Raw genomic sequence first — 15,871 nt, forward strand, 5'->3', positions numbered from 1 at the left:
GCAGATTGCAGTAATTATTGGAGGACACCGCCCCATGGCCACATTCGCCCATACCGTCGGCGCCCAGACTTACCGCTTCGACAGCCTCAAGGACGTGATGGCCAAGGCCAGCCCGGCCCGCTCCGGAGACTTTCTGGCCGGCGTCGCCGCGCTCAACGATGGCGAGCGGGTGGCCGCGCAGATGGCTTTGGCCGACACTCCGCTAAGCCACTTTCTGCAGGAAGCACTGATTCCCTACGAGTCCGATGAAGTGACGCGCCTGATCATCGACACCCACGACAAAAAGGCCTTCGCGGTCGTCAGCCACCTCACCGTCGGCGGTTTTCGCGACTGGCTGCTCAGTGATGCCGCCGATGAACAGGTCCTGCGCGCCCTGGCACCCGGCCTGACGCCGGAAATGGCCGCCGCCGTATCAAAGATCATGCGTGTGCAGGATCTGGTGCTGGTGGCACAAAAAATCCGCGTGGTCACGCAGTTTCGCGGCACCCTGGGTCTGCGCGGACGCCTGTCCACGCGACTGCAACCGAACCACCCCACCGACGAACCGGCCGGCATCGCCGCGAGCATTCTCGACGGCCTGCTGCACGGCAATGGCGACGCGATGATCGGCATCAACCCGGCCACCGACAGCATCGCCTCGATTTGCGCGATGCTGGAAATGCTCGACGCAATCATCCAGCGCTACGAAATCCCGACCCAGGCTTGTGTGCTGACCCATGTCACCACGTCGATCGAAGCGGTCAATCGCGGCATCCCGTTGGACCTGGTGTTCCAGTCGATCGCTGGCACCGAAGCGGCCAATGCCAGTTTTGGCATCAACCTGAATGTGTTGAAAGAAGGCTATGACGCCGGATTGAGCCTGAATCGCGGCACCCTGGGCCAGAACCTGATGTATTTCGAAACCGGCCAGGGCAGCGCGCTGTCGGCCAATGCTCACCATGGCGTCGATCAACAAACCTGCGAAACCCGCGCCTATGCCGTCGCGCGTCACTTCAACCCGTTTCTGGTCAACACCGTTGTCGGCTTTATCGGCCCGGAATACCTGTACAACGGCAAACAGATCATCCGCGCCGGCCTGGAGGACCACTTCTGCGGCAAATTGCTCGGTGTGCCCATGGGGTGCGACATCTGCTACACCAACCACGCCGAAGCCGACCAGGACGATATGGACACCCTGCTGACCCTGCTGGGTGTCGCCGGGATCAACTTCATCATGGGTATCCCGGGTTCCGACGACATCATGCTCAACTACCAGACCACCTCGTTCCACGATGCGCTCTACGCCAGGCAGACCCTGGGGTTGAAGCCCGCGCCGGAATTCGAGCAGTGGCTGGCGAAAATGGGCATCTTCACTCAATCGGACGGCAGGATTCTCTTCGGTGACAGCCTGCCGCCGGCCTTTCGGCAGGCCTTGGCGCAATTGGGATGAGTAATGACATGGATAAACTACCCTTCGATCCCCACAACCCATGGCTGGAACTGCGACGCCTGACACCGGCGCGAATTGCCCTGGGCCGAACCGGCACCAGCATTCCCACCCGCGCGCAACTGGACTTCCAGTACGCTCACGCTCAGGCACGGGATGCGGTGCACTTGCCGTTCGATCACGCGACACTCAACTCACAACTGGCCGAACGCGGACACCAAAGCCTTTTGCTGCACAGTGCAGCGATCGACCGCAACAGTTACCTGCAACGCCCGGACCTGGGACGAAAGCTGAGTGACGCGTCGGCAAAGACCCTGCGTGATTACGCTGCGGCGCATCCTGGCGGGATCGATCTGGTGATTGTGATCGCCGACGGCCTGTCGGCACTGGCCGTTCATCGCCACACCCTGCCCTTTCTGGCACGCCTCGAAGAACAGATTGCAGCCGAAGGCTGGACTGTTGCGCCGGTGATATTGGTCGAACAGGGGCGCGTGGCGGTCGCTGACGAAATCGGTGAGTTACTGGGTGCGAAAATGACCGTCATCCTCATCGGCGAACGCCCTGGCCTCAGCTCTCCGGACAGCCTGGGATTATATTTCACCTACAATCCCAAGGTCGGCCTTACCGATGCCTACCGTAATTGCATCTCCAACGTGCGGCTCGAAGGCCTGAGTTATGGCATGGCGGCACACCGTTTGCTGTATTTGATGCGCGAAGCCTGCCGACGGCAGTTGTCAGGGGTCAATCTGAAGGATGAAGCACAGGTTCAGACCCTGGAGTCGGACGCGGGAGCCGACATGAAAGATAATTTCCTGCTTGGGCCGCCGAATGCCTGAACCGCTTCCGCATTGCACATTCGTACCAGTTTAAGGCAGGATCGTGGCACGGCCGCCAAGGGTTTCCCATCGCCGTCAGAGACGTAAGACAGCCACTTGAAGACGAGACCTACCATGCGGATTATTCAAGCGACCCTCGAACACCTGGACCTGCTGACCCCGTTGTTCGTCAAATATCGCGAGTTTTATGGCTCCCTGCCGTATCCGGACTCGTCCCGGGCGTTCCTCGAAAAACGCCTGCGTCGCAAGGAGTCAGTGATCTACCTGGCGCTGTCCGATGACGACAGCAACAAGCTGATGGGCTTCTGTCAGCTTTATCCGAGCTTCTCCTCGCTGTCACTCAAACGCGTGTGGATCCTCAACGATATTTATGTCGCCGAGGACGCCCGCCGCCAGTTGGTGGCCGACAACCTGATCCGTACCGCAAAAAAAATGGCCAAGGAAACCAATGCCGTACGCATGCGCGTTTCCACCAGCAGCAACAACGAAATCGCGCAGAAAACCTACGAGTCCATCGGATTCAAGGTAGACACCGAATTCAAGAACTATGTGCTGCCGATCAGCGACGAACTCTGAATCACCTGCACCCTGCTCGCGATGGCATCGCGAGCAGGCTCGCTCCCCCCGTTCGTTATCAAATATCAGCCCTGTCATGACATTCCCCGGTACAATCTCGACGCGATTTTCACCAGTCGCCTCGTATAATTCCGATATTCCCGGCTTGTAAGAAAAACTACCCCTATCCGTAGTCTTACGCGAAGTCATCCGCACAGGCCTGTAGAGTCGGGCCAATACCACAGGTGCTATCCATGGATTTCAACCCGATCGACATTGTCCTGCATCTCGACGTCTACCTCGACATGCTTGTAGCCAACTACGGGGCATGGATCTACGCCATTCTGTTCCTGGTGATCTTTTGTGAAACCGGCCTGGTGGTCATGCCCTTCCTGCCGGGCGACTCCCTGCTGTTCATCGCCGGCGCCGTGGCGGCCGGTGGCGGCATGGATCCGGTACTGCTCGGCGGCCTGCTGATGCTGGCGGCGATTCTGGGCGACAGCACCAACTACATCATCGGACGAACGGCGGGTGAAAAACTGTTCAGCAATCCGAACTCGAAAATCTTCCGCCGCGACTACCTGCAACAAACCCACGACTTCTACGACAAGCATGGCGGCAAAACCGTGACCCTGGCGCGCTTCCTGCCCATCATCCGTACCTTTGCCCCCTTCGTCGCCGGTGTGGGGAAAATGCCCTATCCGCGCTTCTTCGCCTTCAGCGTGCTGGGCACCATCCTGTGGGTCGGTGGCCTGGTGACCCTCGGTTATTTCTTCGGCAACGTACCGTTCATCAAGAAAAACCTGTCGCTGCTGATTGTGGGCATCATCCTGTTGTCGCTGGTGCCGATGATCATCGGCATGGTGCGTAGCCGCCTTGCCGGCTCGAGCTCCAAAGCCGAATCGCGCTGACACGATGTGGTCCCTGAGCGCCTGGCGTCGCCGACGCACCCTGGCCAGGCACCCGATTGCCGATGACATGTGGCAACGGGTGCGCCATCACCTGAGCTTTCTCGATGGCATCAGTGCCGCCGAAGACCAATGGCTGCGCGAAGCCTGCGTACTGTTCCTCGAAGACAAGCACCTGAGCGCCCTGCCCGGCGTCGAACTGCATCAGGAGCAACGCTTGCTGCTCGCTGCCCAGGCGCAACTGCCGCTGCTTCACCTCGGTGACCTGAACTGGTATCAGGGCTTCCACGAAATCATTCTCTACCCCGATGACTTCCTCAGCCCCCAACGCCATCGCGACGCCAGCGGCGTCGAGCATGAATGGGACGGTGAGCACAGCGGTGAAGCCTGGCAGCAAGGCCCGATCATCCTCGCCTGGCCCGGCGTCATGGCCAGCGGAGGCTGGGAAGGCTACAACCTGGTGATCCACGAACTGGCGCACAAACTCGACATGCTCAACGGTGACGCCAACGGCCTGCCGCCATTGCATCCCGACATGCGGGTCAGCGACTGGGCCAAGGTCATGCAAGAGGCCTACGACGACCTTGATCGGCAACTGGAACGCAATCCCGACGCTGAAACCGCCATCGACCCGTACGCCGCCGAAAACCCTGCCGAGTTCTTCGCCGTCACCAGCGAATACTTCTTCAGCGCCCCGGATTTGCTGCACGAGGCTTATCCACGGGTGTACCAGCAGCTGAAGCTGTTCTATCGCCAGGACCCGCTGGCGAGGTTGAAGCAACTTCAGGCGCATGACCCTGTCTATCAGGCACACCAGTGAGCGCCATACGACTTCTGGTACATGGCGTCGACACAGGAATATGCCTATAATCGCCGCCACTTTTTGGTCAATCCGGCCAAGTGTTTCTGGTCAACTAACGGGGGCAACGCCCAATGAGCTACAGCAAGATTCCGGCTGGCAAAGACCTGCCGAACGACATCTACGTCGCGATCGAGATTCCGGCCAACCACGCGCCGATCAAGTACGAAATCGACAAAGACAGCGATTGCCTGTTCGTTGACCGTTTCATGGCCACCCCAATGTTCTACCCGGCCAACTACGGTTACATCCCGAACACCCTGGCTGACGACGGTGATCCCCTCGACGTGCTGGTCGTGACCCCTTACCCGGTTGCTCCTGGTTCGGTGATCCGCGCTCGCCCGGTCGGCATCCTGAACATGACCGACGACGGCGGCGGCGATGCCAAAGTCATCGCAGTTCCGCACGACAAGCTGTCCCAGCTGTACGTCGACGTCAAGGAATACACCGACCTGCCAGCACTGCTGATCCAGCAGATCGAGCACTTCTTCGCGAACTACAAAGATCTCGAAAAAGGCAAATGGGTGAAGATCGAAGGCTGGGCCGGTGCAGACGCCGCCCGCGACGCGATCACCAAGTCGGTTGCAGCCTATAAAGGTTAAGAGAAGCCGCGAGCTTCCAGCGACAGACTGCAAGAAAAACCCCGGTATATCCGGGGTTTTTTGTGGGCACTTGATAAGGGCTTTAAACAGGACGTTTAGCCTTGTCCGGCCTTGGTTTTTGCCTGTTTAAAATTCCTCAAGAACGTCTTACATCCGGTCGTAAATTACCCACGAAATTTGAACGAGGCGTTTATTCAAACCCCTACCAGCCGCCAGTAGACTCGCGTTCATGAAAAAGAACACTAGCGGCCCACGCTTTAAAGCGCTCCTCGAAGCAGCGAACATCACGACCACCGGATTTGCCGACTTTCTGGGTACGGCTCCGCAAAATGTACATAACTGGTACACCCGCGGCGTGCCTGCCCATTGCATGGAAGAAGTCGCCCGAAAACTCTCCGTCAGCAGCGAATGGCTGAAAACCGGCGAAGGCTCGAAAGACGCCCGGCACCTGCGTCTGATCGAGGAGTCCGGCAACACCTTCGACGCCCAGACCATCCGCGGTATCTATACGGTCATCGAGCCAGTCGACGTCGAACTGCCTTTCTACAAAGAAGCTGTCATCGCCCCGGGATCCAACAAAACCCACGTCATAGAAGATCCCGAGACATCCATCCGCCTGCCCCGCAGCCATCTCGATTCACTGGAAATCAACCACGCCGACGCCATCTGCGCCTTCATGAGCGGCAACAGCATGGGGGAAAAAATTGAAGACGGTTCAACCCTGGCGATTGACCGTGGCCTGACCCAGATTGTCGATGGCGAGATTTACGCCATCGAACATGACGGCATGCTGCGCATCAAGTACCTGCACCGACTACCGGGCAACTCCCTGCGACTGCGCAGCCACAACCGCGCCGAGTACCCGGATGAAATCTTCCGGGCGGCACAAATCGAGGAGCAGAACATCAGGGTACTGGGTTGGGTGTTCTGGTGGTCGACCCTGAACAAACGGCGGCCGGCCGTGCCCTTTCTTTAAACGCGCCACAACGCCCATCGGCCATCCACCCAGGTGGCCGAACAGCTCTGCACGGCACTTCCCGCTGGGAATTTGCGCCAAACCTGCGTATGCTGCGCCCCACATTTGCGCATCGACCCGCCCTGCGGCTCAGATGCGCTGACCTGACAGATGACTTTCTCACCAGGTCCCACAGCCGGACGCAAGATCCGGGTGTACGTTTTGAAGGCTGGCGCGGTTTACCAAAAATGATCCAAGCCAGTCCCCGAGAAGCCGGCCACAAGCCGGCTTTTTAATGCCTGAAAGAAAGTGACCTGCTCAGCACATGAATTTGTAGCAGCACTGCTATTACTATCCCCCCTCACGGATAGCTAAACGCTTTCACCAACGTCAACTCCCCCACCGCCCGCATCGGCACCAGGAACGTCTCCATCTTTTCACTCGGCGTTCCTTCCTCGGTAATCACCGTCACCTGCGCGGTGGTCAGCGCTTGCACCGCGTCTTCCTGCCCCTGTTCATCACTGCTGTAGCCGCCACCGAAGTAGTTCACATACACCAGATACTGGCCCTTGATCGGCGCGGGCATGGCGAAGATTTCCGGGCCGTAGCCGGTCGTGACGTCGACGTCGAGCACTGCGCCGTTGGGGACGATGCGGTCGCCGTACCAGATGTGCGCGCCGTCGGGGGTGATGAGGTGCAGGTCGAGGTCGGTGTTGTCGCTGTCCCATGCCAGTAACACACGCAACTTGGCCGGGGTCGCACCGCCGCTGCTGTTGAGGAATTGCGTGCGGTAACGTTGCTGGCCATCGGGGTTGCGAACTTCGACGCTGTTGCTGCCGTTGGGGAATGAGAACGGGCGATCGAAGCGGCCGGCCGGGTCGATTTTCAGCGGCATGCTCACCCCGTTGACGATCAGTCGGCCGGGCTCTGTGGATTTCGCTGTGGCTTTGATCTGGCCGCTGATGCGTGCGGTGTTGGCCTGCCCTGCCGGGGTGTTGACCGACGAGGCCGGGTAGTTGACGACCTGCCGGAAGCTTTCTCCCTCGCCCTCGGGCGCGCCGGTGCGCCAGCCGCCTGCGGGGGTGTCGAGTTTGACGCTGTCTGCCGCCATCACTGATGGCAACGCCAGCAGCGAGCAGAGACACAGCAAGACCTGTGGATAACGGAGTTTCATGGCCTATTCCAGCAAGAGGTGGCGGGCGAGCCCTTCGATGTAGGTTTCATCCTGGCCGTTGGGGTGTGCCTCGAAGGCCAGGTGCAGGTATTCGTGGGTCAGATCGAGGCGGTCTTGCAGCGTCAGCACGCCACGCACGTAGATACGCTGGCGTTCGCGGTCGACATAGGGGCGTCCGAAGGCCAGGCGGCATACGGCGAAGGTACTGACTTCGTTGTAGCCGACCTCGCCTTCCAACCGCGCACGCCAGCCGCGCCACTGTTTCTGTAGCCAGTCTTGCGCGGCAGGCAATGCTTCGCAGGACGCGACCGGGTTGTCCCAGCGACTGAGACTGGCGCGTGGGTAGGCGTGCAGCAGGATGGCGTCGTAGCGCTGGCCGGCACGGGCCTGTTCGACGGCTTGCTGCCAGGACAGTTTGTCCGGGCCGGGTTGATCGGAATGATAGGTGACGGTGCTGCCGGCCAGGACCAGGTCGCTGGTCCATGCGGCGATATCGCGTGACTCGGACGATGCCGGACGCGGCGCGACCCGCTGACGACTGCTGCTGTCGTCGATGCTCAGGCAATCGCCACTGCGCGTGGCGTTTTGCAGCAGGTACGTGCGGATGACCACCGCGAGGGCTTTGGCGGCCTCGACCGGCTCGGCAGTGGCTTCGCGCTGGAGCACACGGGCAACGTACTCTTCGCGATCCAGCCGGGCGACGAGCTTGTCGTTCAGCAGAAAGAGTTCGCCGTCACTGTGGATATCCAGCGCATTGCCGTTGGCGAATTCGACGCGGTATTCACCCTGTAACACCCCGGAGGACACCACACGGCCCTCTGACAGCACGCGCCGAAGTGGATAGCGGGAGAACAGCTCAACTTCTACACACTTCCCTGCATCCGCAGGCCAGGAAATAGGTATCACCGTAGACAACGCCTGGGCGTAATCGCGCAGAACCCGCTGACTGGTGCCCCGCCCCCCGGCCCAGACCGGTACACCATCCGCCGTCCAGCCGGCAAACCCACCCTGGCGTGACGTGGCATCCTTATCCGCCAACCAGCTCCAGGTCTTCACACGTAGACGGCTGCCAAGTTCGCCGACGACATGGCCATCAGCGGCATTGAGCACCACATCGAGCAACACACGTCGGGCTTGATCCTGCGCCGGCAGCACGGCCAACACCTTCAACAGTTCCACCACCGAAACCCGGGTAGCCGCTTGCAGCGAAGGCAAATCCAGCAACCATGGCGGTGCCTGCCGTGCCTGCCAATAGGCTCGCCAGTCGGCCTCGCGGATGCCCAGCCGCGCGGGTTCGAAATACAGACCGCATGATTTCACCAACGCCTGATCGCGCTCGATCCTGCCGCCCGCCGTGCAGCAATAGACTTCTTCCTTCGACTGGCCGCGACATTCGTAAGCCGGCTCACGCGCACCGGTATCGACCAGCCAGGCGTAGACGAACAACTTCCACACACTGCCCAGTGGCGTCTGCAAGGTCTGCGGCAGTGGCTCGCGGGCGATCACCTGAGCTCGGCTCAACGACAGTAAATCGCCCTTGAAGGCCAGGCGCAGCGGTTGGTCCTGTGCTGTCGCCAGCGCAGTGATCAAACACAGCAATCCACCCATCAGCAGCCTGTGCACGTCAGTGAACCGTGACCTGGCCAAGGGCTGCCTTTTGTTCCATCGCCTGATGCTGCGGCGCATACACCTGGGTGAATCGCACCGGCGGCAAGTTGAACTGCCCCTTCTGCGAGAAACGCACCAAATGCCGCAGGCGCAATTCGCCACTCAAGGCATCGACCGGAACGGCATAAGCCATTTGCCCCGGCTCGAAGCGCGCCTTCTCCAGCGATGTCGGTTCGCTGCCAGCCTTGCCCATGAGCTTGATGCCCCAGGTCGTGCGCTCGACATCGGCGCCCGGTGGCAGCGGCACTTCCAGCAGGCCGTAGCGCAGCGGTCTGGCAGCTTTGCTGGTGATGATCACTTCATCGAGATAGAGGTTGTCGCTGGACAGCGGTGCGTTGCCGACCGCTTCGAGTTTGAAGGTAAACGCTTCATCCCCGGGCACCAGCCGCGACAGGCGACGGGTGATGGTCACGGCCATCGGATCGACTGCCGGCTGCTGGCTGCGATAGCTTAATGCAGCGCGCAGCGGACGCTCCTGAACCCCGGTCAGCGTCAATACCGCCGGCACTGGCGCGGTCCCCTGCCACGTCCAATACATCTCACCAGAAACCCCGTACCGTTTCTTCCAGCCTTCACCCGGGGCCAATGCAATGGTGGGCGATGCCTGCTCGATGCTACGTTGCAGCCAGGTGAGCGCCAATGCCCGTTCCAGGGTCGATTGCTGCGGCAACAGGCGTTGCAGCAACGCCTGTGCGTGAGCCTGATCGAAGGGTTGCAGCGACAGGTTCAGCGCTTCGGCAAACGGCTGGGAACTGGCCGCCAGACGTTGCTGCGCGTCGGCCAGTTGCCGGTTGAACGCATCCGGCAAAACGACCTTCGCCTGCCTGGCCAGCGCGGCCGTCAGCACTCTCGCGGCAGCCAGCCCCAGGGCTGAGTCAGGATCGCTCATGACGAGGCTGTCTTCACCGTCTTCCATCAAATTCGCGGCACTGCCCTCGCCCGCTTTCGCCAGATCATCCATCAAGCCACTGAGCAAGGTATTGACCGGCAACTGCATCTGTTTGGCGAACGACAGGATCAGCGCCCGCTGCAACAGCGGCGAGTTGTTCGCCTGTTTGGCGTAGACCTCCAGCACCCGCTGCCAGTGTTCCGGCGGCAGGCTCAGGTCCAGCACCCGACTGGCGTGCCAGTCGGCGTAATAGGCGTAGGCGGTGAGGAACGCGTCCGGCTCGCCGTCCATGCCCCACCAGGTGAAGCTCGCCGAAGGACCGGCCATTTGTACCAGGCGCAGGCGACTGTTTTGCATGATCAGGCGCAAGCGATCGCGGATCTGCGGATTCGCCGCCAGCGTCGGGTAGGCAATGCTCAACGGCAACAGGCGACTGGCGGTCTGCTCGACGCCACCGTAGGGGTAGCTCAACAGGTCGTCGAGGGCCGAACGGAACAACGCTTGCGGACTGTCATCCAGGCGCAGGCGAATATCGGTCGCGTCTGCCGGCAGAGTCAGCGGTGTATCGCCGCTGCTCACATCGAGACTCTGGGATTGCGTCACCCGCCAGCCTTCACCGGTCGCGCTCAGGTGCACCGTCAACGCGTCAGCGGTTTTGCCGTCCTGCACCAACTCGGCGCTCCACTCGCCATTGGCCAGTTCAAACGCCGGCAACGGGATGTAGTTGATGCCGCTGTTCAGGGTGACAGGTACGCGCTGTTCGTTGCCGGCGTAACGGGTCACCAGTTCCGCCTTGAGCGGTTTCTCGGCCTGACTGAAGGCGAACACTCCGAGGTCCGGTTTGTCGCCGGTACGGAATCGACTCGGCCCGCTCCACTTCAGGTACAGCGGTTTTTCCGAGCGTACGAATTGCTTCTTCTGCCCGACCTGACCGTCATCGGCGATGGCCCTGGCGGTGATGCGCCAGCGGGTCAGTGAGTCGGGCATCTTGAAGGTGAAGCGGGTTTTGCCGTTGGCGTCGGTCAGCAATTCTGGCTGCCACGCTGCCGTGTCGACGTCCTCGCGACGCGGCCGCTCCAGCACCTTCACGCCGCGCTCACTGCGATTGGCTTTGCCCGGTGCACCGGGGCTGCCCGGCAAGGCGACGTCATAACTGATGAACGACAAACTGGCGCTGGTGCGCACGTTGTTCCGCCGCGGGTGATAGAAGAACTGGTCGATGCTCGGCGCCACTTCCGGTTGCAGCGCGTAGACCATTTCATCGACCACGCTGACTGTCAGGTGCGCCGGGATCGGCTTACCGGCAAATTGAGTCGTCAGGTCCACCGAAACGGTTTCGCCCGGCTGATAGGTATCTTTATCGGTGGCGATGGCCACGTCGATCTGTGGCGTTACTACCTTGATGCCGGCGTTCTGGAAACTGTACTGCCCGCCCTTGGTGTACAGCACCGAGAAGGTCAGGTTCGGCGCGAAGCCGTCCTTCACCGGGATGCGCGCGCGGTATTGGGTATCGCTGAGCTTTTCCGTCTTCAGCCAGTCACCGCCTTTGGACAGCAGCGCGGTCGCCTCGACCTTGTCCCGCTCCAGCGACAACAAGGCATCGTTGACCGGTTCCGGAAAAGTGATCAGCGCCAGCGCTTCATCGCCGGTGATGTACTCGGGCTTGTCGAGGACGATTTCCACGGTACCGGGTACGGCCTTGACACCTTCGCCGGTGACCGAATGCCCGGTGGCGCCGACCACGCGACCGTGGTCATCCTTGAGTGTCAGGTTGTAGGTGCCCGGACGGTCAAAGGCCAGGGTGAAACCTTTGTCGGTTGCCGCGAGTTTTCCTTCACCGGTGCTCTGGTCTTCCAGACGTACCCAGCCGTAGCTGCCCGGTGTAACGGCTTGCGCCTGCTCGCCTTCGCGGGTGTAGCTGAACGCAACCTTGTCGCCCACCGCGCTGAAGCGTCGGGGCGCGCTCAAGCGGAAGTTCGCCGCGCCACGGTCGATGAGGATTTCCTTGGTGGTCTTGACCCGATACGCCGCGCCGTCGCTGGCGAATACGGTCAGCATGTAGCGACTCGGCTTGTCGGCGGCGGGCAGGTCGAGCGTTGCATTACCCTTGGCGTCGGTGCTCAGTTCGGTACTGGTCAGCTCCACCGGAAATTGCCCGAGGTATTGCAGTTCGTTGTCGACCATCGACAGCTGTTGGGCGCGCAGGCTCAGGCTCAATTTCGCATTGGCCACCGGTTTACCGTCCGGGTACAGCAGCACCAGGTTGCCCTTGACCGGCTCGCCGGTGCGGTAATCCTGCTTGGCCAGATTGAGCGAAATCTCGAAGTGCGGCTTGATGTATTCAGCGACGCGGAAGGCGCTGCTGTAGGTCTGGTCCTTGTAGCTGAAACGCAGTTCATAACCACCGGCCACGGCATTGTCCGGCAACTGGAAGCGGCCCTGGGTGCCGGCCCTGGAGTCGAGCTTCAGATCGAGGGATTGCAGCGCCGTGCCGGTGGCATCGAGCACGCTCACATTGACGTCGGCAGCGCTTGGCTGCACCGAGTCCCGCGCGCTCTTGAATTCACGTCCGACGATTTTCAGCGACACCCAATCCCCCGGCCGATACAGCGGCCGGTCGGTGAAGGCATAGAGTTTGGTGTCGTAGATTTCGCTGTCGTAATAGAAGTTCTCGGAGACGAACACCCCGCCCTCTTCGTCTTCACCGATCACGAAGGAGCGCTCGGGGCTGACGTGTTTCAGGCGCAGCAAGCCGTCGCTATCCGTGGCGCCGCTGCTCATCACACCCAGGCCGTCGGTCCACAGCACATTGACCTTCGGCACCGAGCTGCCTTCGTGTTTGCGCGCGGCCCACACCAGCAATTCGTCACCGGCAATCTTGCTCACCGCCACGGTGTTGGAGACGAACACCATGGTGGTCGCGCGGTACTTGCCGATCAGCGCTTCCACCAGATAAAGACCCGGTTTGAGAGTGCCCAGCGGGATGTACACATTGCCCGGCGCGACACTGACGAACTCGCTGGAAGACCCGGCCAGATTCACCCCCGCCGGTGGCTGGATCGGCTTGGCCTGCCACAACGGATAACGGAACTGGCTGACCACCGGCAAACCCGGTATCAACGCGAATTGCGGCTGTGCATCGTAGGGCGTTGGCGTGGCCATCGCATTGCCCATCTTCAGTTCCGGCACTTCCTCGGTGACTTGTTTACGCGACTCGTAGGAAAACGCCCGCTGCATCACCCGGCGGGATTTGCGATACCAGTTGTCCCACAGGTACGCAAGGGTGTTGGACAGACCTTCACCCTTGAACTGGCCATCGCTGACCACCCGATGCAGATTCTTCTGGCGCTTGAGGAAGTCCAGCGGCTTGTCGATGCGATACACCCGAATGTCCGCGCCGCCATAGGGTTCCATGCGAAACCGGCGATAGTCGCGACCCGGCGCTTCAAGGCGCACCATCGCCGGCTCATCGCTGGCGAAACTGCTGTCGGCCAGCAGGAAAAAACTCTCGCCGGCTACAGGCGCATAGCCGCTGGCCGGGACCGAGTCATCGGCGTTAACCACCGAGAGTGGCAGCACCCACATCAACATCAGGGACAGAAAACGCAGCATGCGGGCACCGGTCATTGGGAGAGAAAATTCAGTCGATAGACGCCGATGAAGTTGGGGTTGGCTGCGTCGGGTATCCATCGGGTGTCCTTCCATGTCATGAGTTGCTGCAGGCTTGCCGAACGCATGCCGTTGTCGGTGGGTGTGGTGGTGCCGGTGTGATAGGCGATGTAGCGGCCCATCCAGATCATCAGGTGCTGGTCGTCGCCCTGATCGAAAAACATCAGGTCGCCAGGGCGTGCCTGTGACACATCACGGCTGACCAGATGGCTGTTGAACTGGATCAATTTGATCGCGTTGACGTACGGCCCGACCTTGCCGCCGCCCTGCTGCCATTGCTGGGCGAGACGGCGCTGGGCGTCGCTCAATTGCAGCTCCGGCGGCAGGTAGCGATTGGACAGGCCATTGCTGCGCAGCCATTTGTCGTCATGGACTTTCAGCGCTTCATTGGCGGCGAAGCGCACCAGCCCGGCGCAATCCTGCTGATACCAGCGAGGGCTCGGGCCCTGGCTCAGTTGCTCCTGGGCGATGCGCACGAACCAGGCACGAAACACCTGGGATTGCTGCGGATCGAGCGATGGTGTCTCGACAGCGCGGGCACCTGCGCTCAGCAACAACGCCAGCAGACCGAGACTGCGGATCAATGCCGTCACAGCGCTTTCCACTCCAGCGGCAGCCACTGCCAGTGGCCGTCTGGCTCGCTGCCTTCAGGTAAGGTCAGAGCGTATTTGCCATAGCCACCGAGCGTGCGCAGTTTCGGAATCAGGAAGGTTTGCGCGGCGTTGTAGAACACCGGTTCCATGTCCTGGGGCAGGCTGTCGAGGGTTTCCTGCTGCATCAGTTGCGCCATGGAATCGGGACCGAAATAGACTGGCATCAGCAAATCCTTGGGCACAACGTCGGCCATCGGCGGGAAGCGTTTGTCGAGGGTGCCGAGGGCCTTGTCCACCAGCTTGTCGTCGAGGGAAAACAGCAACGTAGAACCATGCCGCGCCAGGCTGACTTTCATGAACGCCTTGCCGGTGATGGCATCGGGATCTTGAGCTTCCTTGGCCGAATAGGGACCGAAACTGGAGCTGACCTGACGTTGCCATTGATGGCTCTGGCCTTCCTGTTTTTCCACCACCGGGAAGGCACCGTCCTCGACATTGCTCTCGTGCGCACCGACCATCGAGCCGAACAGCTTGCCCAGATCCCCATCGAGTTTGCCGCCTTCGTCATCATTGAGGCTGGCCACCAGCAAGGGCGTGTACAACCGCGAATCGGCATACCAGCACAGCCCCGCCGCACCAGCCATGTGTTCGGTCAGTGCCTGGGCCACCTTCTCCTCGGCACCGAGTTTCACCAGCAGCGGTTGCTGTTGTTCGGCAGCCAGCGGCAACGCCACGCAAGCGCTGGCCCCCATGGGCATGGCTTGCCAGATCGGTTTGAAATCGAAATCCGGCTGATTCTCCAGTTCATCCATGGCCAGGAAGCTGTGCCAGCCCTTGTCGTCCATGTCGAAACGCAGGCCGGCGAAGTTCGGAATGAAACGCTGGTAACCCATGGCCAGCACGCTGGCATTCACCGACAGGCGTTGTTTCACCTGCGGCGCACGAGGCGGCAGACCGAAGGCTTCGGGAAACAGTTTTTCACCATTGAGCAGCGCGGCAACCGCCGTGGTCGATACGCTGCCCGGTTCCTCTGTTGCACCGCTTTGCGGATCGTAGAGTTTCGCCGGATTGGACAGCACCACCAGTTTGTCGCCATGGGACGCGAACAACAGCGCCTTGCTGGCGTTGTAACTGAGCTGATAGAGCGGCACGTCTTCATTGCCGACCTTCACGTCAGCGACCTTGCTCAGCTGCGAGTCGTCCAGCGCGACTTTGGCCATAGGTTCCAGCACCTTGGCCAGGCCGCCGCGATCCATCACCAGCAGGAAATCCTTGAGCCGCCCGTCCGCCCCGCGCCACAACGCTACGTCGGCAGGCTGATCGAACAGTTGCTCGATCAGGGTGTCCTGCAACTTCAGGTCATGCTCGTAGATGATCCGCCGCAGACTGCCGATCAGGCCGAGGCGATCGGCGTGGGTTTCGTAGTAGAAGACGAAATCTTCGGTCAGGGTTTCCTTGAGGAAGGGCACCGCGAGCAGGTCTTTGGGCAATTGGCTCAAGGAATGGGTTTCCAGCAAACCATCCGGGCGACCCATACCCAGTTTGTCACTGGCCAACGCAGGCGCCGGCGCCTTGGGTTTGTGCATGAGCCATCCCAACCCACCGGCTACGCCAGCGACCAGGCATATGCCGATCAGCAGCGTCGGCCAATGCAGGGAAGGTTTGGCCGCGGGTGCGCTGGCGGCCGGAGTAACAGTGCTATCACTCATGTTCACAAAACCCGATGTTCATCCGTGG

Annotated in this window: 12 protein-coding genes; 7 read left to right on the plus strand and 5 right to left on the minus strand. The window is 60.9% G+C overall.

All coding sequences use genetic code 11. From position 1 onward, the window contains the following. Window positions 1-34 precede the first annotated feature (34 nt). The 7 genes from PPUTUW4_RS24370 to PPUTUW4_RS24400 all read left to right on the plus strand — a co-directional run bounded on the left by PPUTUW4_RS24370 (window position 35) and on the right by PPUTUW4_RS24400 (window position 6,162). Window positions 35-1,429 (plus strand): ethanolamine ammonia-lyase subunit EutB, encoded by a 1,395-nt coding sequence (locus PPUTUW4_RS24370; protein ID WP_015096993.1) that lies wholly within the window; start codon window positions 35-37, stop codon window positions 1,427-1,429. A gap of 8 nt (window positions 1,430-1,437) precedes the next feature. Then, on the plus strand, window positions 1,438-2,262 hold the full coding sequence (eutC, locus tag PPUTUW4_RS24375) for an ethanolamine ammonia-lyase subunit EutC (protein ID WP_015096994.1): 825 nt from the start codon (window positions 1,438-1,440) through the stop codon (window positions 2,260-2,262). 114 nt (window positions 2,263-2,376) lie between these two features. Further along, window positions 2,377-2,838 (plus strand): GNAT family N-acetyltransferase, encoded by a 462-nt coding sequence (locus tag PPUTUW4_RS24380; RefSeq protein ID WP_015096995.1) that lies wholly within the window; start codon window positions 2,377-2,379, stop codon window positions 2,836-2,838. A gap of 233 nt (window positions 2,839-3,071) precedes the next feature. Further along, a complete protein-coding gene (locus tag PPUTUW4_RS24385) occupies window positions 3,072-3,728 on the plus strand; it encodes a DedA family protein (protein WP_007970195.1) in 657 nt (218 codons plus the stop codon). A gap of 4 nt (window positions 3,729-3,732) precedes the next feature. Continuing rightward, window positions 3,733-4,545: a M90 family metallopeptidase gene (locus PPUTUW4_RS24390; protein ID WP_015096996.1), complete on the plus strand. Its 813-nt coding sequence runs from the start codon at window positions 3,733-3,735 to the stop codon at window positions 4,543-4,545. 113 nt (window positions 4,546-4,658) lie between these two features. Further along, a complete protein-coding gene (ppa, locus tag PPUTUW4_RS24395; RefSeq protein WP_007894323.1) occupies window positions 4,659-5,186 on the plus strand; it encodes an inorganic diphosphatase in 528 nt (175 codons plus the stop codon). Between the two features lie 229 nt (window positions 5,187-5,415). Then, a complete protein-coding gene (locus PPUTUW4_RS24400; RefSeq protein ID WP_015096997.1) occupies window positions 5,416-6,162 on the plus strand; it encodes a S24 family peptidase in 747 nt (248 codons plus the stop codon). 340 nt (window positions 6,163-6,502) lie between these two features. On the opposite strand, the gene PPUTUW4_RS24405 is transcribed toward PPUTUW4_RS24400, so the two are convergent. Genes PPUTUW4_RS24405 through PPUTUW4_RS24425 form a run of 5 tightly spaced genes read right to left on the minus strand, consistent with a single transcriptional unit; the run spans window position 6,503 to window position 15,843 of the window. After that, the gene (locus PPUTUW4_RS24405) at window positions 6,503-7,315 is read right to left on the minus strand and encodes a DUF2135 domain-containing protein (RefSeq protein WP_015096998.1); all 813 of its coding nucleotides are present in this window, start codon (window positions 7,313-7,315) and stop codon (window positions 6,503-6,505) included. A gap of 3 nt (window positions 7,316-7,318) precedes the next feature. Further along, window positions 7,319-8,938 (minus strand): DUF2300 domain-containing protein, encoded by a 1,620-nt coding sequence (locus PPUTUW4_RS24410; protein WP_015096999.1) that lies wholly within the window; start codon window positions 8,936-8,938, stop codon window positions 7,319-7,321. 1 nt (window position 8,939) lies between these two features. Further along, window positions 8,940-13,499, minus strand: a complete 4,560-nt coding sequence (locus tag PPUTUW4_RS24415) for an alpha-2-macroglobulin (RefSeq protein ID WP_015097000.1) — start codon at window positions 13,497-13,499, stop codon at window positions 8,940-8,942. Next, window positions 13,496-14,134, minus strand: a complete 639-nt coding sequence (locus PPUTUW4_RS24420) for a DUF1175 family protein (RefSeq protein WP_015097001.1) — start codon at window positions 14,132-14,134, stop codon at window positions 13,496-13,498. The genes PPUTUW4_RS24415 and PPUTUW4_RS24420 overlap by 4 nt, the downstream gene beginning before the upstream one ends. Continuing rightward, window positions 14,131-15,843 carry a DUF2138 domain-containing protein gene (locus tag PPUTUW4_RS24425; RefSeq protein WP_041474960.1) on the minus strand — a complete coding sequence of 571 codons (1,713 nt, stop codon included), beginning with the start codon at window positions 15,841-15,843 and terminating at the stop codon, window positions 14,131-14,133. Before PPUTUW4_RS24425 ends, PPUTUW4_RS24420 begins: the two co-directional genes overlap by 4 nt. Between the last annotated feature and the right edge of the window lie 28 nt (window positions 15,844-15,871).

The organism is Pseudomonas sp. UW4, assembly GCF_000316175.1.
Taxonomy (GTDB): domain Bacteria; phylum Pseudomonadota; class Gammaproteobacteria; order Pseudomonadales; family Pseudomonadaceae; genus Aquipseudomonas; species Aquipseudomonas laurylsulfatiphila.